This window comes from Sphingomonas sp. EU05-FHT14C10 (genome assembly GCF_058790595.1).
Window position 1 is genome coordinate 1 of the sequence record NZ_JBYTEN010000009.1, and the last position, 20,790, is coordinate 20,790.

Sequence of the window (20,790 nt, forward strand, 5' to 3'; positions counted from 1 at the left end):
TCATCCAACTCGTCGGCAGCGTCAGATGGGTAGAAGAGACAGCCCCCACCCGGCCTCCCATCGATGATACATTGAGTGGGAGGCCGGGTGGGGGAGCGGGCCGGCACCGTATCCGCGCCAGCGGATCAGCCGCTCAGCGCCCCGCCGCGCCCGGGTGGATCGACAGCAGGCGGCTGAGCCTGGCCTTGAAGGCCTGCAGTGCCTGGCCGGTCAGCTGCGCGGACTCAGTGAACTTCACCGACAGCGGGTTCACCGCGACATTGTTGCGGTAGAGTTCATAGTGGAGATGCGGCCCGGTCGAGAGGCCCGTCGATCCGACATAGCCGATCACCTGGCCCTGGCGCACGCGCTCGCCGACGTGCGCGGCGATCCGGCTCATATGCGCATAGCCGGTGCCGATCCCGCCCGAATGGCGGAGCTGGACGAAATTACCGTGGCCGCCATGCCGGCCGGCGAAGCTGACGACGCCGTCGGCCGCCGCGTGGATCGGCGTGCCGTAGGCCGCGCCGAAATCGACGCCCTGATGCATGCGGCTGTAACCGAGCAGCGGGTGGAGGCGCATGCCGAAGCTCGAGGTCTGGCGGCCTTGCACCGGGCGCGCCATCAGCCCTTTGCGCTCGCCGACGCCGGCGGCGTCGAACCAGTCGGTGCGGCCACCCTCGTCCCATCCGAGCAGGCGGAGCTGGCGCTTGTTCTGCGCCACGCCCGCATAAAGCAGTTTGCCCGTCTGCGTCTCGCCCGTCTCGGCGCGGCGATGCTCCATGATGATGTCGAACGTCGCGCCCGATCCGATCGATTCGACCGGCATCTTGGTTGCGACCGCGCGCAGATAGGCCTCGACGACCGTCGCGGGCGCACCCGCAGCGCGCGCCGAACGATAGAGGCTGTCGCCGACCACGCCCTGGATACGCAGCGGCGTGTTGTCGACGGCGATCGGGATCTTGCGGATATGCAGCGCGCCATCGACCCGCTCGACCGCGAGGCGCAGGTCGAACCGGGCGCGGAAGGCAAGCGCGTCGAGCGGGCGGGCGATATCGCGATTGGCGCGGCGGCCGAGCGTCAGGTCGAGCCGCGTTCCCGCGACGAGGTCGCCGAGCGGCACCGCGCCTTCGACCATCGACGCCACCTTGCGCGCCTCGTCGTCGCCGACGCCTGCGCGTTCGAGCACGCGGGCGAAGCCGTCGCCCTGGCCCAGCGTCGCGCTGAGTTCGATCGAAGGGCGCTCGGGCGTGTCGGCGAGCGGCTGGACGAACTGGTTGGCGGCCATGCGGCGGCCGGTGTCGCCACCCCAGGCGAGCGGCGCGACGGACAAGGCGCGCGCCTCTTCCCATTGCGGGTGCGTCATCGGCGCGGGCATCGCGCCGGGCACCGTTTCGTTCAGGTCGGGCGCCATGGCGATCGCGCTGCCGCACAATACGATGAGCGTCGCAAGGCCGCGCCACCAGTCGCGCGATCCGATGCGCGCGCCCAGATCGGGAACGAGGTCGATATTGGCGAAGCGGCCGTGGAAGGGGTCGAAGGGCGAAACCCGCGCCGGCTTGCGGCCGAATGCCGGCGACGGCGCATAGGCTGCGCCTCCGGCCGAGCCGATCCCGATGTCCTGACGCTGGAACAAAGCTAAGAAATGTCCCCGGAAAATCCCCGGCCGCGCTTTTCGCGGCGCCCGGCGAAGGACTGTGGCCATTCAGGGTTAAAGTCAAACTAACAGGCGGCGGGCCGCGGCGCGCACGCGACGAGCGGATGCTGTTTGAGGGCGGCACCGGCCCGCTCCCCCCAACACTCATCGCAAATGGTTGCGCTCGCCTTCAGCTTCCCCGATCTATTCACGCATGAGTCTGTTCGCGTCCTCGCCCGTGGCGGCGGTGCTTGGGCCTACCAACACCGGCAAGACCCACCTCGCCGTCGAGCGCATGTGCGGTCATTCGAGCGGGATGATCGGCTTTCCGCTGCGCCTGCTTGCGCGCGAGGTCTATGACCGGGTGGTCGCGATCAAGGGCGTCGAGCATGTCGCGCTGATCACCGGCGAGGAAAAGATCCTGCCGCCCAAGGCGCGCTATTTCCTCTGCACCGCCGAGAGCATGCCGCTTAGCGCAGGGCCGGAGGCCGGAAGCGACCGGCAAATGCCGCGCGATGTTGCTTTCGTCGCGATCGACGAGGCGCAGCTCGGCGCCGATCCCGAGCGGGGGCATGTCTTCACCGATCGCCTGCTGCGCGCGCGGGGGCGAGAGGAGACGCTGATCCTCGGATCGGATTCGCTGCGGCCGATGCTGCGCGCGCTGCTCCCCGATGCGGAGATCATCGCGCGTCCCCGCTTCTCGACGCTCAGCTATGCGGGCGTGAAGAAGCTCTCCCGCCTGCCCAAGCGTTCGGCGATCGTCGCCTTCTCGGCCGAGGAAGTCTACGCCGTCGCCGAAATGCTGCGCCGCCTGCGCGGCGGCGCGGCGGTGGTGATGGGCGCATTGTCGCCGCGCACGCGCAATGCGCAGGTCGCGATGTTCCAGGCCGGCGAGGTCGATTATCTGGTCGCGACCGACGCGATCGGCATGGGGCTCAACATGGATGTGGCGCATGTCGCCTTCGCCTCGCTCGCCAAGTTCGACGGGCGGCGGCAGCGCCGGCTGACGCTCGCCGAAATGGCGCAGATCGCCGGGCGCGCTGGCCGCCACCAGCGCGACGGCACCTTCGGCACGCTGACCGGGCACGACATGTTCGCGCCCGAGGAGATCGAGGCGATCGAGGCGCACCGCTTTCCCCCGCTCGATCATCTCTACTGGCGCGACGGGGATCCCGACATGTCGAGCCTCGATGCGCTGATCGACGCGCTCGAGCGCCGGCCCGATCGCCCCGTGCTGCGTGCCGCGCCGCAGGCGACCGATCTCGCCGTGCTCAAGCAGCTCGCCGCCGAGGATTGGGTGCGCGATCGCGCGCGGGGTGCCGCGATGGTGCGCCGGTTATGGGCGGCTTGCTCGCTCCCCGATTTCCGCAAGTCCGGCGTCGACCAGCACAGCCGCTTCGTCGCGCGCATATTCCGCGCGCTGAGCGAGGGCGACGCGCATATTCCGCACACATGGTTCGCCGAGGAGATTGCGCGGCTCGACAGCGTATCGGGCGATGTCGAGACGATCGCCGGGCGGATCGCGGCGGCGCGAAGCTGGGCCTATATCGCGCACCGGGCGGACTGGCTCGCCGATCCCGCCCATTGGGCCGAACGAACGCGCGCGCTGGAGGAAAAGCTGTCCGACGCGCTCCATGCCGGGCTCACCCAGCGCTTCGTCGATCGGCGGACGACGGTGCTGATGCGCGAGGTCGGTGCGGACTCCGCGCTGCTGCCGGTGACGGTCAGTGCCGAAGGCGAAGTGCGCGTCGATGACGAGCCGATCGGATCGCTGACCGGCTTCGCCTTCCGCGCGCTGCCCGAGGCGCGCGCCGCCGATCATCGCAAGCTGCTTGCCGCCGCCGAACGCCGGCTGGCGGGCGAGCGCGCCGAACGTGCGCGCCTGCTCGCGGCGGACGGCGACGATGGTTTCGCGCTGGTCACGGAGGCAGGGCAGGCGCCGGTGATCCGCTGGCGCGGTCTGGAGGTCGCACGCCTCGAAAAGGGCAAGGCGCTGCTCGCGCCGCGCATCAGGCTCGACCGGCCGATCGCCGCGCTGCCCGAGGCGCAGCGTCTGGCGATCGAGGCGCGGCTGGAGCGCTGGCTTGCCGCAAGGGTCGCGCAGTTGCTCGCCCCGCTGGCGCGCATCATCGCGGGCGCACGCGATCCCGAAGTCGCGCCTGCGCTCCGCGCGCTGTTCGCGCCGCTCGGCGAGAATGGCGGGGTGATCGCTCGTCCGCTCGTCGACGATGCCGTTGCCGGGCTCGACAAGGCGGCACGGCATCAGGCGCGGCGGATCGGCATCAGCATCGGCGCGCTCGATATATTCGCGTCCGCGCTGCTCAAGCCGGAGCCGATGCGCTGGCGCCTCGCGCTGGAGGCGGCGCGCAGCGGCGCGCTGCTGCCGGCGATGCCGCCTGCCGGGGTTGCTCTGCTCGCCGTCGATCCGCGCGTCGCGCCAGCCGGTTTCCGCATGCTCGGCAAGCAGATGCTGCGCGTCGATCTTGCGGAACGCATCGCCCGCGCCGCGCATGATGCGCGCGACGGACGCCGCCCCTTCGCGCCCGATCCCTCGCTCGCGACATCGATGGGGCTGGCGCCCGCGTCGCTCGCGCGGCTGATGGAGGCGCTCGGTTTTCGGCCCGCGCCGGGTGCGGAAGGCGCGCCGCAGAGCTGGGCCTGGTCGCCGCGCCGCCACCCGCGCAAGGACGCGCCGTCACGCCCCGGCAATGCCTTCGCCGGCCTCGCCGATCTCGTGCAGCATGGCCGCTGAGTCCGGGTGGAGGAGCGGCCCGGTGCCGCCTCGAATGCGTTGGAAACGCATTCGCTTATGACCAACGCTACGATCCGGCTCGATCTGTTCCTGTGGTTCGTGCGGCTGGCGAAGACGCGAGGCTTGGCGCAGGCCCTCGCCGAGGCCGGTCATATGCGGATCGACGGGCGCGTCGTCGATCGCGCCCATGCCACGGTGCGTGTCGGCAATGTGCTGAGTTTTCCGTTGCATGGCCGCGTCCGCATCATCCGGGTGACCGCGCTTCCGGCGCGGCGCGGCGCGGCCGATGATGCATGTCTCTGCTATGACGATCTGTCGCCGGGTCATGAGAATGACTTGCAGCAACGCGCAGGTGATTGACCTTCATCGGGAGCCGACATAGCGAGGGCGCAGTTCCGGGAGCTGAATATCATGACCTATGTCGTCACCGACGCCTGCATCCGCTGCAAATATATGGACTGCGTCGAAGTCTGTCCGGTCGACTGCTTCTACGAAGGCGATAACATGCTGGTGATCAATCCCAGCGAGTGCATCGACTGCGGCGTCTGCGAGCCCGAATGTCCGGCCGAGGCGATTCTGCCCGATACCGAAAATGGTCTTGAACAGTGGCTCGAACTCAACGCCACTTTCTCGGCGCAGTGGCCTAATATCACGCGCGCGCGCGGCGCGCCCGCCGATGCCGACGAGCATAAGGGCGAAGAGGGCAAGTATGAGAAATATTTCTCGCCCGAACCCGGTCAGGGCGACTGAAGCCTCTCGACAATCGACATTATCGGATCGTCTTGCACCAGCCCTGCACGCGGGGCTGGTAATTTTGTTGCGAATCTGTTAAAAGCGTCCTCGTTCGCAACGGATGTTCCTCATCCGCTAAGGAAGGCTAAGACTAGTCCCATAACCTCCACAGGTTGCTGACGCCCGGCTTTTCGGGACGATCGCGGCGCCGTGGGGGCTGTCCCTGTAGAGAAAGGTCGCAAAGCATGGCTGCAAAGGCGCTGAGCTTCGATGTCGGTGATTATGTCGTTTATCCCAAGCATGGTGTCGGCCGCGTGGTCGAACTGCAAAGCCAGGAAATCGCCGGGATCAGCCTTGAGCTCTACGTCCTTCGCTTCGAGAAGGAGCGCATGACGCTCCGCGTGCCGACGAACAAGGCCGAAAGCGTCGGTATGCGTAAGCTCTCGTCGGACAAGACGCTTCAGGAAGCGCTCCAGACGCTGAAGGGCAAGCCCAAGGTAAAGCGCACCATGTGGTCGCGCCGCGCCCAGGAATATGAAGCGAAGATCAACTCGGGCGACCTCGTGTCGATCGCCGAGGTGGTGCGCGACCTGTTCCGTGCCGACGACCAGCCCGAACAGAGCTATTCGGAGCGCCAGATCTTCGAAGGCGCCGCCAGCCGCCTCGCGCGCGAGCTCGCCGCGATGGAGCAGGTGGACGAGCCCAAGGCGATGGAGAAGATCCTCGAGATCCTCAACAAGGCCGCCGCCATCCACAACAAGGCGAAGGAACCGGCCGTCGAGGCCTGATCTTCCCGGTGGTACGAACAAGAGGGGCGGTCCCGTCGGGGCCGCCCTTTTTGCGTCTGCCATATTTGCATCTGGACGCACCGGCTGCGATACTGTATTAGATATGCAATACAGTATCAGGAGACATGCCATGCGCTTTGCCGCCACCGCGACGATCCTTGCCGGCCTTTTCGCCACCACCGCCTGCAATGCGGGCGGCAGCAGCACCAAGGCAAGCGGACATCAGGAGACGCGCAGCTTCGCCGCTACCGGCTTCGACCGGGTCGAGCTTGCCGGGTCGGACAATGTCGTCGTCAAGGTCGGTGGCAAGGAATCGGTGACCGCGACGGGCGACAGCGCCGTGCTCGACCGGCTCGAGATCGAGGTGCGCGGTGGCAAGCTCCATGTCGGGCGCAAGCGCAACAGCGGCTGGATCGATCTCGGCGGCGGCCGCCACGGCAATGCGATCGTCACGGTCACGCTGCCGCGCATCAACGGCGCGGCGGTCGCCGGTTCGGGCGATCTCAGCGTCGATCGCGCGCGCGCCGATGCCTTTGCCGGCGCGGTCGCCGGATCGGGCAATCTCCGCCTCGCCAGCCTGGAGACGCGCAGCGCCTCCTTCGACGTCGCCGGCTCGGGCAACATCACCGTCGGCGGCGCCGCGACCTCGGTCAATGTCTCGATCGCGGGATCGGGGGATGTCGATGCCGGCGCGCTGAAGAGCGATCAGGCCAAGATCAGCGTCGCCGGTTCGGGCAATGTGAAGGCCGGCGTCAACGGCGCCGCCAGCGTCTCGATCATGGGATCGGGCGATGTCGACATTCTCGGCAGCGCCAAATGCTCGGTGACCAAGATGGGTTCGGGCTCGGTCCGCTGCGGCGGCTGAGCCGCCGGGGCTGAAACGCCATTGCCGGGGGCGGCGGCGCGCTGCATGATCGCCCGATCATGAAGACCGCCGCTTCCGCGCCCGCCGCGCTCCTCGCTGCCCTGTTCGCTCTGGCGCCGGCGCACGCTGCCGATCGCAACATCGGCATCACGTCGTTCGATCGCATCATCGTCGAGGGCCCTTATGCCGTGACGGTGAAGACCGGGCGTGCAGTGTCGGCGCGCGCGACGGGCGATCTGCGCGGGCTCGATGCGCTTTCGCTGACGGTCGACGGCCAGACGCTGCGCATCAGGTCAAGCGGGCAGGCATGGGGCGGTTTTTCGGACGCCAAGGCAGGGCCGATCAGGATCGCGCTCACCACGCCGGGGCTGACCACCGCACGCGTCTCGGGCAGCGGTTCGCTCGGCATCGACAGGATGCGCGGGGCCAAGGTCAGCGTGGGTGTCGAAGGCGCGGGCAGCGTCATCGTCGACCGCATCGATGCCGATCGCGCCGATCTGGTGATGGCGGGCACCGGCGTGCTGCGTGTCGCCGGCACCGCCAAGGCGGCGACCGCGACTTTCCGGGGCAGCGGCACTGTCGATGCGGCTGCGTTCAGCGCCAACGATCTCGAACTCAACAGCCAGGGCGGCGCGGCCGTGACGATCGCGGCGTCGAACAGCGCCAAGGGCAATGTCAGCGGCACGGGCGACGTCACAGTCCTCGGCGGACCCGCCTGCGCGATCACCTCGCAGGGATCGGGTAATCTCCTGTGCGGGGCGAAGCGCTGACCGTCATGCTGTCCTACAGCGCCGGCGACCTGCTATAAGGGCAAACGGCGCGCAGCGTCCGCTCTTTGACATCGCTCGTGCTCGGACGTTGAGAAGACCGCTCCAGCCTGTCAACTTTGCCAACTTCCAGAGACCGGAATCCCACTTTTCCGCCATTCCCTACAGCGACCAGCGTGACGCTGCCCGGCCTGAATTAGCTAGATCAGCGCCAGCGCAGCCAACTCGTCGCGCACCGATTGCGGCAGATCGGCAAGGTCGCCCTCGCTCGCGTCGAAATCGGGCGGTGCGTCGCTGGCGTGCAGATAGCGCCAGCCCTGATGCGCGCGGCGCGGGTGCGGGCGAACGGGAGTCAGCCGCGCGTCGAGGCGGATGATCCAGCGCTTGCTGTCCTCGGCCTGCTCGAAGCCGACGATCTCCTGCCGCGCGACCAGCCGGTGCTTGATGATCCAGAACAGCGATCCGCCGATCAGCTCGGCATGGCGCGTCGGGCGGTTGCGCGTGGTGACTTCGGCGACGAAATTATGCGCCCGCGCCGCGATCCGCTCGGCGAGCATGTCGAGGCTGGTGCAGCCGACCGCGACCTTGGTGATGTGAAGTTCCGACATGACGGGGATTTGGGAAGGGCGCGGGGCCGATCAAGCCTCAGCCTTCCTAACTTCAGCCTCCAAGCCCCCACAGGGTCGCAAGGCCGAGGAAGCTGAAGAAGCCCATCACGTCGGTCATCATCGTCACGAACACCGCCGATGACACGGCGGGGTCGGCGCCCGCCTTTTCCAGCCCCACGGGGACCATTACGCCCGCAAGGCCTGCGACCAGATTGTTGATGATCATGGCGAGGGCGATGACCACGGCAAGGCTGACATTGCCGAACAGGACGAAGGTGCCGCAACCGATCAGCAGCCCCAACGCGGCGCCGTTGGCGGCGGCGATGCGCAGCTCGCGCAGGATCATCCGCACGGTGTTGGAACTGGTCAGCTGGTTGGTCGCCAGCGCGCGCACGACCACCGCCAGCGTCTGCGTGCCGGCGTTGCCGCCCATGCCCGATACGATCGGCATCAGCACCGCGAGCAGCGCGAAATGGGCGATCGTGCCCTGGAAGGCGCCGACCACCGAGGCCGCGATCATCGCCGTGCCAAGGTTCACAATCAGCCAGGTCAGGCGCGTCCTTACGGTCAGGCGGATGGGCTGGTTAATGTCACCTTCGCCCGCGCCCGACAGTTTTAGCACGTCCTCGCCGGCTTCCTCCTGGACGATGTGGAGAATGTCGTCGACGGTGATCATGCCGACGAGGCGGCCCGCCTGATCGACCACGGCCGCCGAGATCAGGCCGTATTTCTGGAAGCGCAGCGCGACTTCCTCCTGGTCCATGTCGACCGGGATCAGCGTCTGCTCGCGCTGCATGACGTCGGACAGTTCGATGTTGCGCGGCGTGCGCAGCACCCAGCTCAGCTTCAGCGTGCCGACCGGGCGGTGCGCGGGATCGACGACGAAAACTTCCCAGAAGTCGGTCGTCAGATCCTCGTTCGAGCGCAGATAGTCGAGCAGGTCGCCCACCGTCATATGCTCGCGCACCGCGATCAGCTCGCGCTGCATCAGGCGGCCGGCGGATTCTTCGGGGAAGCTCAGCGCTTCCTCGATCGCGGCGCGATCGTCGGGGTCGAGCGCGCGGAGGACGGCGCGCTGCTCGTCCTCCTCCAGATCGGCGATGATCGCGACCGCGTCGTCGGTGTCGAGCTGGCCGGCAATGTCCGCGACCTGGTTGGCGTCGAGCTCTTCGATCAGCTCGTCGCGCACCCAGTCGTTCATCTCGGCGAACACGTCGGCGTCGAGCATCTCGGCGAGCGCCGTTGCCAGCGCCTGCCGCTCCTCGGCGGGAACCAGCTCGAAAAGGTCGGCGATGTCGGCCGGGTGGAGCGGGGCGACGAGCGCGCGGGCGCCTTCCTGGTCGCCGGCCTCTACGCAATCGAGAACCGCGCGGACGAATTCGGGCTTCAGCCGGTCTTCGTCGTCATGGCTGTCTTCGGCGGATTCGACGGCGGCAATTTCGCTTTCGCTCATTGCGGCGCTCCCTTCCCGAATCCCGCGACGTTGATGAAGACGCGCCGGGGCGCTCGGTCGAACTCTTGGGCCAAACTCTTAGGCAAGCGCCTTGCCGGAGGCAATCGCCTTCCATCGCGCGCATCCGGGCCTATATGGAGCCCGATTCATCCGCATCCTCAGGAGACTGAAATGGCCGACGCCGAAACCCTGACCTTCTCGCTCGACACGGGCGACGTCGTGATCAAGCTGCGCCCCGATCTCGCGCCCAACCATGTCGCGCGGATCACCGAGCTGGCGAGCGAAGGCTTCTACGATGGCGTGGTGTTCCACCGCGTGATCGACGGCTTCATGGCGCAGGGCGGCGATCCCACCGGCACCGGCACCAGCGGCTCCTCGAAGCCCAATCTGAAGCAGGAATTCAGCGACGAGCCGCACGTGCGCGGCGTCTGCTCGATGGCGCGGACGATGGACCCGAACAGCGCGAACAGCCAGTTCTTCATCTGCTTCGACGACGCGCGCTTCCTCGATCGCCAGTACACCGTCTGGGGCGAAGTGATCGAAGGCATGGAGCATGTCGACGCGCTCCCCAAGGGCGAGCCGCCGCGCACGCCCGGCAAGATCGTCAAGGCGACGGTTGCCTGAATTTATGAGGCCCGATGCGGTGTTGCCGTGTCGGGCCCTTTCTATCTGCCAGGATGGCCCGTTCAGCGAAACGCGCTGACCAGCCAATCGTGGAATAGTCGGACGGGCCGCGTCTCGAGTGCGCGGGGGCGGCAGACGAACCAGTAGCTGTAGGGGCTCTCGACATCGCTTTCGAAGAGCCGGACGAGCCGGTCGTCGCGCGAATCCTGCAAATGGCTTTCGAGCATGAAGGCTACGCCGAGCCCCGCTGCCGCGGCGTCGAGCATCAATTGCCCTGAATCGAAATGGTCGGTCGCCAGCGGCTCCAGATTGGGCAGGCCGACGGCCTCGCGAAACGCGCTGAAATTATCGGGCATGTCGCGGTGCAGGAACACGGTGACGCGCGCCAGATCGGCGGGCGTCCGAATCGCATTCGGCCCCTCGGTCAGCGCGCGCGCCGCGATCGGGAAGACGCGGTTGCGATCGAGCCGGTGGGCATAGAGAATCGGATCGATCTCGCGCGCGAGCGGGATTGCCACGTCCAGCCCGTCGCCCAGCCGGCTCACCGCATGCGCGCCGGTATCGATATCGATGTGCAGTTCGGGATGCCGTGCGCGCAGATCGCCGAGACGCGGGAAGAGGCGCTGCGACGCGAAGAGCGGCAGGATGCCGAGGCGCAGGCGGAGCAGCTCGGTCTGGCTGGTCAGCGCCTCGATCGCATCGCTCAGCGCGTCGATCGGCGGGGCGATCGCCTCGAGGAAGCGATCGCCGTCGGCATTGAGCCGGATCGACTGATGGCCGCGATCGAAAAGCGGGCGCCCGACGAATCGCTCGAGCGCCTGGACGCGCCGGCTGAGCGCGGGCGAAGACAGGGCAAGCTCCTCCGCAGCCGCCTTGACCGAACCCAGCCGCGCGACCTGAACAAACGCTTCGATCGCGGTAAGCGGTGGCAATCGCCGCATCGTCCCCCGTCCCTTGTGCAACGCACGGCAAAGTCTAGCCGGAAGATGGAAATGCGGAAGCCCACATTTCCAACGCGGCTAGTGTCTGCGCTGATTGCAATTTTTGCAAGAGTGAATTGTTATTTCGCACTTGCACAAACATGCGCCGCAGCGCACAAAGATCGGGCCTTTCAGGCATCCTCTCCTAAAACTTTCCAGGCCGGTCCTTCGGGATCGGCCCTTTTTTTGACCTTCGTCGGTTCGTGGCCGAGAGGGGTCGCAACGGCGTTCGCGCTTTCCTATGTTCCTGCCTCAATGGTCAGGAGACAGGAAGCGGATGGCTGACAGCGACGAAGGCAGGAAGCTCCAGGTCGCGAATGCGCGGCCCGAGGATAGCGGTCGCGGGCTGGCGCGCGTGCCGCGCGCGGTGATGACGGAGCTGGGCCTTCAGGAAGGCGATGTCGTCGAGATCGTCGGCAAGCGATCGACTGCTGCGCGCGCCGTACTTCCCTATGGCGAAGACGAAGGGCTGGAGATTCTTCGCCTCGACGGCCTCCAGCGCGCCAATGCCGGCGTTGGCTCGGGCGATTTCGTGTCGCTGCGCAAGGTCGAATCGAAGGCGGCGCAGCGCGTCGTCTTTGCGCCCGCCCAGCAGAATCTGCGGCTTCAGGGATCGTCGGAAGCGCTCAAGCGCACCTTCTTCGGCCGCCCATTGAGTGCGGGCGACGTCGTCGCGACGGCGGGGCACCAGCAGCAGAACGTGCCGCCCCAGGTCCGGCAGATGCTCGCCGCGCCGGCCTATGCCCTGCAGGAAATCAGGCTGGTCGTGGTCGCGACGGTTCCCAAGGGCATCGTGCATATCGACGAGCATACCGAGGTCGAGCTTCGCCCCGAATATGAGGAGCCGAAGGAAGCGCGCCGGGCCGACGTGACTTACGACGATATCGGCGGGCTGGGCACGACGATCGATCAGCTGCGCGAGATGGTCGAGCTGCCGCTGCGCTATCCTGAGCTGTTCCAGCGCCTTGGCGTCGATCCGCCCAAGGGCGTTCTGCTTCACGGCCCGCCCGGAACGGGCAAGACGCGGCTTGCGCGTGCGGTGGCCAATGAAAGCGACGCCGAATTCTTCCTCATCAATGGTCCCGAAATCATGGGATCGGCTTACGGCGAGAGCGAAAAGGCGCTGCGCGACGTGTTCGAGCAGGCGACGCAGAATGCGCCTTCGATCGTCTTTATCGACGAGATCGATTCGATCGCGCCCAAGCGCGGGCAGGTGACGGGCGAAGCCGAGAAGCGGCTGGTCGCGCAGCTGCTGACACTGATGGACGGGCTGGAGGCGCGCGCCAATCTGGTCGTGATCGCCGCCACCAATCGCCCCGAGGCCGTCGACGAGGCGCTGCGCCGTCCCGGCCGCTTCGATCGCGAGATCATCGTCGGCGTACCGGACGAACGTGGCCGTCGCGAGATTCTCGCCATCCACACGCGCGGCATGCCGCTGGGCGACAAGGTGGATCTGGACGAGCTGGCGCGCACCACCTTCGGCTTCGTCGGCGCCGATCTGGCGGCGCTCGCGCGCGAAGCCGCGATCGAGGCCGTCCGGCGGATCATGCCGCGGCTCGACCTCCAGGAACGGGTGATCCCGCCCGAAGTGCTCGATGCACTCTCGGTAACGCGCGAGGACTTCGTCGAGGCGCTCAAGCGCGTCCAGCCTTCGGCGATGCGCGAGGTGATGGTCCAGAAGCCGACGGTCCGCTGGGACGATGTCGGCGGGGTCGACGATGCGCGCGAACGCCTGCGCGAAGGCGTAGAACTGCCGCTCAAGAATCCCGACGCCTTCCGGCGGCTGGGCATTCGCCCGGCCAAGGGCTTCCTCCTCTATGGCCCACCGGGCACCGGCAAGACGCTGCTCGCCAAGGCCGTGGCGCGCGAGGCGGAGGCGAACTTCATCGCCACTAAGTCGAGCGACCTCCTGTCCAAATGGTATGGCGAAAGCGAGCAGCAGATCGCCCGGCTGTTCGCGCGCGCGCGGCAGGTGGCGCCGACGGTCATCTTCATCGACGAGATGGATTCGCTCGTGCCTGCACGCGGCAGCGGCTTCGGCGAGCCGCAGGCGACCGAGCGGGTGGTGAACACGATCCTGGCCGAGATGGACGGGCTTGAGGAATTGCAATCAGTGGTCGTCATCGGTGCGACCAACCGGCCCAATCTGATCGATCCTGCGCTGCTGCGGCCGGGGCGGCTCGACGAGCTTATCTATGTCGGCGTGCCTGACGAAGGCGGGCGACGGCGCATCCTGGGCATCCATACCCAGCGCATGCCGTTGGCGCCCGACGTCGATCTCGATGCGATGGCGGCGAAAACCTCGCGCTTCACGGGCGCGGATCTGGAGGATCTGGTGCGTCGCGCCGGTCTCAACGCCTTGCGCAATTCGCTCGACGTGTCGCAGGTGACGATGGCCGATTTCGAGGATGCGCTCAACGATACGCGCGCCTCGGTGACGCCCGAGCTCGAGCGCGAATATGCGCAGATCGCGGCGAAGCTGAAGCAGGAAGCGCGCGGGATCGAGACGATCGGCTTCATCGCGCCGGGGATGCTCAGCCCGCGCGGGCCGAAGGGCGCAGACTGAACGCGGCGTAGAGCGTGAGGCAAAGCAGTGCGGCGGCCGCGACCAGATAGGGGAGCGGCCCCCACGCCTCATAAAGGCCGACGCCGATCGACGGACCGAGCACGAAGGCCGCGCCGTTGACCGATGTCGTGCGTCCAGCGACGGCCGCCTGATCCTCGACACCGACGGCAAGCGAGGCGCCCGCCGTGAAGGCGGGGCGCAGGAAGCCGAAGCCGATCGATGCGATCCCCATCGCGACCGATATCGCGTAAAGCGATGTCGACAGGCCGACCATCACGCAGCCGATCGCCGCGGCCGCGCCACCCCAGAAGACGAGGTTGCGCGGGCTCAGATCGAGCAGCGGGATGATCCCCCATTGGGCGAGCAGCGTCGCGCCAGCGCCGGTCATCAGCACGATGCCGATCGCTTCCTGCGCGGCGACGGGGGGCAGGCCGAGCCTGTCGATGACGAGAAAGCCGATTGCCTGCCCGGTCATCGCCTGCGCATGGCCCGAGACGAGGCCGACGATCATCCACGGCCAGATGCGCCGGTCGGTCAGCGCGATCGATCCGCGCTGCCCTTCGGCCGTGGCGGCGACGATGCTGGCGCCCGTGCCTTCGCCGCCGATCGAGGGATAGCTGGTCGCCGCGCCATGGCTGTGGCCGTCGGGCGGATCGTCGGACAGGAAGCGCATGACGAGGATCAGCACCACGCCGCCGAACGCAGCGAAGACGAGCGCAGGGCCGGCCAACCCTATCACCGGCAATACGAAGAAGGGCGCGAATGCGGGGCCGAGGATCGTGCCGAGGCCGAAGGCGGAGGCAAGCAGGGTCAGCGCCTTGGTGCGTTCCTCGCGGCTGGTGTGCGACACAACGATCGCCTGCGCGGCCGGCGGCGCTGCGGCGCCGAAGCCGCCATAGATCATTCGCGCGCAAATGAAGGCGCCGAGCGTCGCGGTACCGCCGATCCAGCCAAGCACGCCGGCGGCAAGAAAGAGCCCGCACAGCGTCACCGATACAGTAAACCCGGCGATGCCGAGCGCGACCATGCGCTTGCGCCCGCGAAACTCCGATCGGCGCGCCCAGACCGGCGCCGCCAATACCCAGACCAGCGCCGATACCGAGAAGGCGAGCGCCACCGCGCTGTCGGGGACGTGGAGCGATCGGCCGAGCGCGGGAAGAACGGATTGCAAGGCCGTATTGCCTGCTGCGATCGTCAGCATCACGACGAACAGCAGGCTGAAATCGCGATCGATCTTGCGCGCCACCTTCATGCGCGCGTCCAGCGATAGGCGCGCGTCACGCTGGTGACGATGGTGTGGCAATCGTCATACCAGAGCGCGCGCCCTTTCTCGCGCACCGCCGCATGGTCGGGATGATCGCGCCAGGCGATCGCGGCCGTCTCGTCCCGCCAATAGCTGATCGTGATGCCGCGCCGATCGTCGTCGCGAACGCTCTCGATGCCAAGATAGCCGGGTTGTCCCGCAGCGAGCTTTTCCATCGCGTCCGCCGCCTCGGCATAGCCCTGGGGATCGGCGTCGTTGCGGGTCGAGATGAAGATGACCGCCGCCGTACCCGCGCTGATCTCGCTGCTCGCCAATTCGCCCCGATCCTCCTTTTGCGGCCCGGTCTTCGACGCCTTCGGCCACTCCCGGGCGTTGTCCGCCCGCGATCATATTGATTGCCGGTGTGGATAACGCGCCGGATCGAGCAACTCTAGGCGCGCAGCGCGCTTGAATAAAGGTCCGGGATTTGCGACGGCAATGTTTCAGTTCGTTGACGGAGTGATGATGACCGCTTCTTCCGCCCAGCGTCGCGCCAGGCCCCGCCGTGGGTTTGCGCATCGCAGCCGGCCTTTCACTATGTTCTTCAAGGGCTTCCTGAAGCATCCGGTGATGGTGGGATCGATCATTCCGTCCTCGACGGTGCTGATCCGCAAGATGCTGAAACGCGTGGATTGGGCGAATACCAAGCTGTTCGTGGAATATGGTCCGGGCGTCGGCACCTTCTGCCGCGCGGTGCTCGACCGGATGGCGCCCGACGCGACTTATATCGTGATCGACACCAATCCCGATTTCATCGACTATCTGCGCGACGACATCGTCGATCCGCGCTTCCATGCCGTTCACGGCTCCGCTGCCGATGTCGCGCAGATCATCAAGGATTTCGGCTTCGACCACGCCGACTATGTCCTGTCGGGCCTGCCTTTCTCCACGCTGCCTGCCGGCATTGGGCCGCGCATCGCCAGCGAGACGGCGCGCGTTCTGCGCAAGGACGGTGCATTCCTCGTCTATCAGTTCAGCCCCAAGGTGCATGATTTTATCGCGCCGCATTTCGAGCGCATCGATCACGATATGGAATGGTGGAACGTGCCGCCGGCCCAGCTCTACTGGGCGTGGAAGGACTGACACACCGCGTCGCGGGGGTGAAACGCGTCGTCGCTCGACTCTGGCGGACCGGATGCCCTCACGGCATCCTTGTCTGAACCGGCAAAGACCGGGCCGGGGGTCGCTAATATCGCAAGAGGGGAGCGATGATCAGCGAGCGTGATATCTGGATGCAGGCCAATCACATGCTGAAGCGCCATGGCGCGGACGCATGGTATCATGCCACGCTGCGGGCCGATCATCACCGTTCGCGCGGGGACGTCGAAGCCGAACGCGTCTGGACGAGCGTCCTCAACCGGATCAGCCTGCTCGACGCGACCGAACCCTTCGGATCGATACAATAGAATAGCGAAGCCGCCCGGCGGTCAGCCGGCGCGGCTCCAGGCGACGACCGCCTGCTTCTGCTCGCCCAGCCCCGCGATCCCCAGCGCGATGCTGTCGCCCGCCTTCAGGTAGGTCGGCGGGGTCTGGCCCATGCCGACGCCCGGCGGCGTGCCGGTGGTGATGATGTCGCCCGGCTCCAGCGTCATGAACTGGCTGAGGTAGGAAACGATCTCGGCGACGCCGAAGATCATCGTGCGGCTGTTGCCGCGCTGCTTGGCCTCGCCATTGATGTCGAGCCACATGTCGAGCGCCTGCGGGTCGGGGATTTCGTCGCGCGTCACCAGCCAGGGGCCGATCGGGCCGAACGTGTCGCAGCCCTTGCCCTTGTCCCACGTGCCGCCGCGCTCGATCTGATATTCGCGCTCGCTGACGTCGTTGACGACGAGATAGCCCGCGACATGATCGAGTGCATCCCCCTGCTCGACATAGGAAGCACGCTTGCCGATCACGACGCCCAGCTCGACTTCCCAGTCGGTCTTGGTCGATCCGCGCGGGATCGTCACGGCGTCGTCCGGCCCCTGGATACACGAGACGGCCTTGGTGAAGATCACCGGCTCCGACGGGATCGGGAGATTGGATTCGGCGGCATGGTCGGCGAAGTTGAGGCCGATCGCGATGAACTTGCGCGTACCGGTGAGCGGCGGGCCGTGGCGGACCGGGCCTTCGATCAGCGACAGCGAGGCCGGATCGATCGCCGCGAGCCTCGCCAGGCCCTCGGGGGTCACTTCGGCGGGGCCGATATCGGCGACATAGGCCGAAAGATCGCGGATGCCGCCTGCGGCATCGAGCTTCGCCGGCTTTTCATGGCCTACTGCACCCACGCGCAACAATTTCATGCCGAACCACTCCCTGCGGGTCGTTGGAAAGGGAGAATATGCATAGAATGTGCGACGCCGCTTGACGAGCGAGTCGCCACCGACATGATCCGCTTTCGCGAACCCCGCGGCCATCCTCCCGGGACTTATCCGATTGACTTATCCCTTTATGTGAGACAGGTGGTTACATTATGAATAGAGAACGGTCAAGCGACGGCGCGGCGGCTCCTTCGGGAAGCCAGACGCTGCTGCGCGGGCTCGACCTGCTCGAAGCCGTCAGCCGCGAGTCGATGGCCTTGCCCGACCTGTCGCGCGTGCTGGGCCTCAATCGCAGCACCGCGCACCGCCTCGCTTCGGCGCTGGTCGATCGCGGCTATCTGCGCTTCATTCCGCGCACCGGCTATATGCTCGGCCCCAAGCTGCTCGAAATGGGCTTTGCGGCGCGCCAGCAGATCGATCTTCCCCGCGTCGCGCGCCCGCATCTGGAGGCGCTGTCGGACGCGACCGAGGATACCGTCCATCTCGGCGTCCTCGATCGCGACAAGGCGCTTTATCTCGACAAGATTCCCGGCCGCCGGCGGATCGAGATCGGATCGCGCGTCGGCGAGCGTCATCCGCTCTGCTCGACGGGGCTGGGCAAGTCGTTGATCCTCGATTGCACCGAGGCAGAACAGCGCGCTTTCTTCGAAAGCCAGCCCTGGGGCACGCTCAAGCCCGATTTCGAGACCTGGCGCGCCGCGATGCGCGATTATGCCGCAGGTGGCTATTCGCTCGACCTCGAGGAGAATGAAGATCGCATCCGTTGCGTCGGCGCGCCGATCCGCAACGAGACGGGGGCGATCGTGGCTTCGATCAGCCTGTCGAGCGTCGCGCAATATATGAGCGACGCGCGCATGCAGGAGCTCGTCCACCGCGTTCGCGATACCGCCGCCGCGATCAGCCGCGACATTGGCTGGCCCGGCGACTAGGAGAACAGCCCGCCCATGATCATCTCTTCGGCCCGCGATTTCCGCGCCGCCGCGCGCCGCCGTCTGCCGCCCTTCCTGTATCACTATATCGACGGCGCGGCCTATGACGAGGTGACGGCGGCGCGCAACGAGGCCGATCTGCAGGCGATCGCGCTGCGCCAGCGCGTGCTGACCGGCACGGCGGACATCCGGCTGGAGACGAGCCTGTTCGGCATGCCGCAGGCGCTGCCGATCGGGCTGGGCCCGGTCGGGCTCAGCGGCATGTATGCCCGGCGGGGCGAAGTGCAGGCGGCGCGCGCGGCGGCGCGGGCGGATATTCCCTTCTGCCTGTCGACCGTTTCGGTTTGCCCGGTGGCGGAGGTCGCCGGCGCGTCCGATCGGCCGATCTGGTTCCAGCTCTATGTCATTCGCGACCGGGCCTTCATGCGCGATCTGATCGCGGAGGCGAAGGCCGCGGGCTGCACCGCGCTGGTCTTCACGGTCGACATGCCGCTGCCCGGCGCGCGCTATCGCGATCGTCATTCGGGCATGTCAGGGCCGTGGGCCGCGCCGCGCCGCGTGCTGCAGGGGATGACGCACCCGCATTGGGCGTGGAACGTCGGCATTCGCGGCAAGCCACACAATCTGGGCAATATCGCACCCGTGCTCGGCGCCAACAGCGGGCTCGAGGACTTCATCGGCTGGATGGCGCGCAATTTCGATCCGACGGTGACCTGGGCCGATCTCGGCTGGATCCGCGACTTATGGGACGGGCCGCTGATCATCAAGGGCGTGCTCGACGTCGAGGATGCGCGGCAGGCGGCGGCGCTGGGCGCGGACGGCATCATCGTCTCCAACCATGGCGGCCGCCAGCTCGACGGCGTGCTGTCGAGCGCGCGGGCGCTGCCCCCGATCGCGGCGGCGGTGGGCGACAAGCTGACCGTCCTTGCCGATGGCGGGGTGCGATCGGGGCTGGACGTGGTGCGGATGCTGGCGCTCGGCGCCAGGGGTGTGATGCTCGGCCGCGCCTGGGCCTATGCGCTGGGCGCCGGGGGCGAGGCGGGCGTCGCGCGGCTGCTGGAGATCATGGCCGCCGAAATGCGCGTGGCGATGACGCTGACCGGCGTGTCGGACGTGGCGAAGATCGACGGATCGATCCTCGCGACGCGATAAGCCGATACGACGCGCTTGTCGCGTGATTGCTCTTTATATAGGATGCAATCTCACAAAATGAGAATTGTCAGTCGCCAATCGGCGTCGATGGAGGGTTGGATGGTTGCGCGTGTGAAGCATGTTCGGGCCTATGTGCTGCGCGGCGGCGGCGCCGACTATCATGATCAGCAGGACGGCCACTGGATCGACGATCACATCGCGACCCCGATGTCGCGCTATCCCGAATATCGGCAGAGCCGCCGCAGCTTCGGCATCAACGTGCTCGGCACGCTCGTCGTCGAGATCGAGGCCGAGGACGGCACCATCGGCTTCGCGGTGACGACGGGGGGCGAGCCCGCCGCCTATATCGTCGAGAAGCATCTCGCGCGCTTCGTCGAAGGCCAGTCGCCCGCCGACTATGAGAAGATCTGGGACCAGATGTATTTCTCGACCCAGTTTTACGGCCGGCGCGGGCTGGCGCTGTTCGCGATCTCGGGCGTCGACCTGGCGCTGTGGGACCTGCTCGGCAAGTTGCGCGGCGAGCCCGTCCACGCGATGATCGGCGGCGCGGTGCGCGACGAACTGGTCTTCTACGCCACGGGTGCGCGCCCCGACCTCGCCAAGGACATGGGCTTCATCGGCGGCAAGATGCCGCTCCACCACGGCCCGGCCGAGGGCGTCGAGGGTTTCCGGAAGAACATCGCCGAACTGGCCGAGATGCGCGAGCGCGTCGGCCCCGATTTCTGGCTGATGTGGGATTGCTGGATGGCGCTCGACCTCGATTATGCGACGCGCCTCGCGATCGCGGCGCACGAACATGGGCTGAAGTGGATCGAGGAAGCGCTGAATCCCGACGATTACTGGGGCTATCGCGACCTGCGCAACAATGTGCCGCGCGGCATGCTGGTGACCACGGGCGAGCATGAGGCGACGCGCTGGGGCTTCCGCATGCTCTTGGAAATGGAATGCTGCGACATCATCCAGCCCGATGTGGGCTGGTGCGGCGGGCTGACCGAGCTGCTCAAGATCTCGGCGCTGGCCGATGCGCGCGGCAAGCTGGTCATCCCGCACGGATCATCGGTCTATTCCTACCATTTCGTGGCGACGCGGCATAACTCGCCCTTCGCCGAGTTCCTGATGATGCACCCGGGGCCGACCGAAGTGGTGCCGATGTTCGCGCCGCAATTGCTGGGCGAGCCGGTGCCGCAAAATGGCCGGCTGAAGATCTCGGCGCTCGACAAGCCCGGCTTCGGCGTCGAGCTCAATCAGGAAATCGCGAGACACCGGCCGTTCGAGCATTGATCCGGGCATTGATTCGGGCGGCACCGGCCCGCTCCCCCACCCGGCCTCCCATCCAGGGTACACTCAGTGGGAGGC

The 20,790-nt window shown here is 67.0% G+C and carries 20 protein-coding genes; 13 read left to right on the top strand and 7 right to left on the bottom strand.

The genetic code is table 11. From position 1 onward, the window contains the following. Positions 1 to 133: 133 nt before the first annotated feature. Positions 134 to 1,615, bottom strand: coding sequence for a M23 family metallopeptidase (locus tag AC3WT0_RS10525; protein ID WP_492753479.1), 1,482 nt, complete (start codon positions 1,613 to 1,615; stop codon positions 134 to 136). A 214-nt stretch (positions 1,616 to 1,829) separates the two neighbouring features. Between AC3WT0_RS10525 and AC3WT0_RS10530 the strand changes: the two genes are divergently transcribed. The 6 genes from AC3WT0_RS10530 to AC3WT0_RS10555 all read left to right on the top strand — a co-directional run bounded on the left by AC3WT0_RS10530 (position 1,830) and on the right by AC3WT0_RS10555 (position 7,522). Continuing rightward, on the top strand, positions 1,830 to 4,367 hold the full coding sequence (locus tag AC3WT0_RS10530) for a helicase-related protein (RefSeq protein WP_492753480.1): 2,538 nt from the start codon (positions 1,830 to 1,832) through the stop codon (positions 4,365 to 4,367). Between the two features lie 57 nt (positions 4,368 to 4,424). Further along, complete coding sequence (locus tag AC3WT0_RS10535; RefSeq protein WP_492753481.1) at positions 4,425 to 4,727, top strand: RNA-binding S4 domain-containing protein; 303 nt, start codon at positions 4,425 to 4,427, stop codon at positions 4,725 to 4,727. Positions 4,728 to 4,778: 51 nt separating this feature from the next. Then, positions 4,779 to 5,117 (top strand): ferredoxin FdxA, encoded by a 339-nt coding sequence (gene fdxA, locus AC3WT0_RS10540; protein ID WP_492753482.1) that lies wholly within the window; start codon positions 4,779 to 4,781, stop codon positions 5,115 to 5,117. Between the two features lie 227 nt (positions 5,118 to 5,344). Next, the gene (locus AC3WT0_RS10545; protein ID WP_492753483.1) at positions 5,345 to 5,887 is read left to right on the top strand and encodes a CarD family transcriptional regulator; all 543 of its coding nucleotides are present in this window, start codon (positions 5,345 to 5,347) and stop codon (positions 5,885 to 5,887) included. 130 nt (positions 5,888 to 6,017) lie between these two features. Then, the gene (locus tag AC3WT0_RS10550; RefSeq protein ID WP_492753484.1) at positions 6,018 to 6,752 is read left to right on the top strand and encodes a head GIN domain-containing protein; all 735 of its coding nucleotides are present in this window, start codon (positions 6,018 to 6,020) and stop codon (positions 6,750 to 6,752) included. A gap of 59 nt (positions 6,753 to 6,811) precedes the next feature. Continuing rightward, positions 6,812 to 7,522 (top strand): GIN domain-containing protein, encoded by a 711-nt coding sequence (locus tag AC3WT0_RS10555; RefSeq protein ID WP_492753485.1) that lies wholly within the window; start codon positions 6,812 to 6,814, stop codon positions 7,520 to 7,522. Between the two features lie 197 nt (positions 7,523 to 7,719). Here AC3WT0_RS10555 and AC3WT0_RS10560 read toward each other — a convergent pair whose 3' ends face one another. Together AC3WT0_RS10560 and mgtE are read right to left on the bottom strand one after the other, a co-directional pair. After that, entirely contained in the window at positions 7,720 to 8,127 is a 408-nt protein-coding gene (locus AC3WT0_RS10560) for a DUF1489 family protein (protein WP_492753486.1), read from the bottom strand. Between the two features lie 52 nt (positions 8,128 to 8,179). Continuing rightward, positions 8,180 to 9,580 carry a magnesium transporter gene (gene mgtE, locus AC3WT0_RS10565; RefSeq protein ID WP_492753487.1) on the bottom strand — a complete coding sequence of 467 codons (1,401 nt, stop codon included), beginning with the start codon at positions 9,578 to 9,580 and terminating at the stop codon, positions 8,180 to 8,182. A gap of 171 nt (positions 9,581 to 9,751) precedes the next feature. On the opposite strand from mgtE, the gene AC3WT0_RS10570 reads away from it, so the two are divergent. Further along, positions 9,752 to 10,204: a peptidylprolyl isomerase gene (locus tag AC3WT0_RS10570; RefSeq protein ID WP_492753488.1), complete on the top strand. Its 453-nt coding sequence runs from the start codon at positions 9,752 to 9,754 to the stop codon at positions 10,202 to 10,204. Between the two features lie 62 nt (positions 10,205 to 10,266). Here AC3WT0_RS10570 and AC3WT0_RS10575 read toward each other — a convergent pair whose 3' ends face one another. Then, positions 10,267 to 11,145, bottom strand: coding sequence for a LysR substrate-binding domain-containing protein (locus AC3WT0_RS10575; RefSeq protein ID WP_492753489.1), 879 nt, complete (start codon positions 11,143 to 11,145; stop codon positions 10,267 to 10,269). A gap of 316 nt (positions 11,146 to 11,461) precedes the next feature. Here AC3WT0_RS10575 and AC3WT0_RS10580 point away from each other — a divergent pair, with 316 nt between their 5' ends. Further along, positions 11,462 to 13,750, top strand: a complete 2,289-nt coding sequence (locus AC3WT0_RS10580) for a CDC48 family AAA ATPase (RefSeq protein ID WP_492753491.1) — start codon at positions 11,462 to 11,464, stop codon at positions 13,748 to 13,750. On the opposite strand, the gene AC3WT0_RS10585 is transcribed toward AC3WT0_RS10580, so the two are convergent. Together AC3WT0_RS10585 and AC3WT0_RS10590 are read right to left on the bottom strand one after the other, a co-directional pair. Then, positions 13,719 to 15,002, bottom strand: a complete 1,284-nt coding sequence (locus AC3WT0_RS10585) for an MFS transporter (RefSeq protein WP_492753492.1) — start codon at positions 15,000 to 15,002, stop codon at positions 13,719 to 13,721. The genes AC3WT0_RS10580 and AC3WT0_RS10585 overlap by 32 nt on opposite strands. Continuing rightward, positions 14,999 to 15,328 (bottom strand): antibiotic biosynthesis monooxygenase family protein, encoded by a 330-nt coding sequence (locus AC3WT0_RS10590; RefSeq protein ID WP_492753494.1) that lies wholly within the window; start codon positions 15,326 to 15,328, stop codon positions 14,999 to 15,001. The genes AC3WT0_RS10585 and AC3WT0_RS10590 overlap by 4 nt, the downstream gene beginning before the upstream one ends. 190 nt (positions 15,329 to 15,518) lie before the next feature. Between AC3WT0_RS10590 and AC3WT0_RS10595 the strand changes: the two genes are divergently transcribed. Together AC3WT0_RS10595 and AC3WT0_RS10600 are read left to right on the top strand one after the other, a co-directional pair. Beyond that, entirely contained in the window at positions 15,519 to 16,136 is a 618-nt protein-coding gene (locus AC3WT0_RS10595) for a class I SAM-dependent methyltransferase (protein ID WP_492753496.1), read from the top strand. A 125-nt stretch (positions 16,137 to 16,261) separates the two neighbouring features. After that, positions 16,262 to 16,459, top strand: coding sequence for a hypothetical protein (locus AC3WT0_RS10600; RefSeq protein ID WP_492753497.1), 198 nt, complete (start codon positions 16,262 to 16,264; stop codon positions 16,457 to 16,459). 21 nt (positions 16,460 to 16,480) lie between these two features. Here AC3WT0_RS10600 and AC3WT0_RS10605 read toward each other — a convergent pair whose 3' ends face one another. Further along, on the bottom strand, positions 16,481 to 17,335 hold the full coding sequence (locus AC3WT0_RS10605) for a fumarylacetoacetate hydrolase family protein (RefSeq protein WP_492753499.1): 855 nt from the start codon (positions 17,333 to 17,335) through the stop codon (positions 16,481 to 16,483). Between the two features lie 170 nt (positions 17,336 to 17,505). Between AC3WT0_RS10605 and AC3WT0_RS10610 the strand changes: the two genes are divergently transcribed. The 3 genes from AC3WT0_RS10610 to rhmD all read left to right on the top strand — a co-directional run bounded on the left by AC3WT0_RS10610 (position 17,506) and on the right by rhmD (position 20,715). Further along, on the top strand, positions 17,506 to 18,282 hold the full coding sequence (locus AC3WT0_RS10610) for an IclR family transcriptional regulator (protein ID WP_492753500.1): 777 nt from the start codon (positions 17,506 to 17,508) through the stop codon (positions 18,280 to 18,282). Between the two features lie 15 nt (positions 18,283 to 18,297). Further along, positions 18,298 to 19,434, top strand: coding sequence for an FMN-dependent L-lactate dehydrogenase LldD (gene lldD, locus AC3WT0_RS10615; protein ID WP_492753501.1), 1,137 nt, complete (start codon positions 18,298 to 18,300; stop codon positions 19,432 to 19,434). A gap of 99 nt (positions 19,435 to 19,533) precedes the next feature. Further along, entirely contained in the window at positions 19,534 to 20,715 is a 1,182-nt protein-coding gene (rhmD, locus tag AC3WT0_RS10620; RefSeq protein WP_492753502.1) for an L-rhamnonate dehydratase, read from the top strand. Positions 20,716 to 20,790 lie beyond the last annotated feature (75 nt).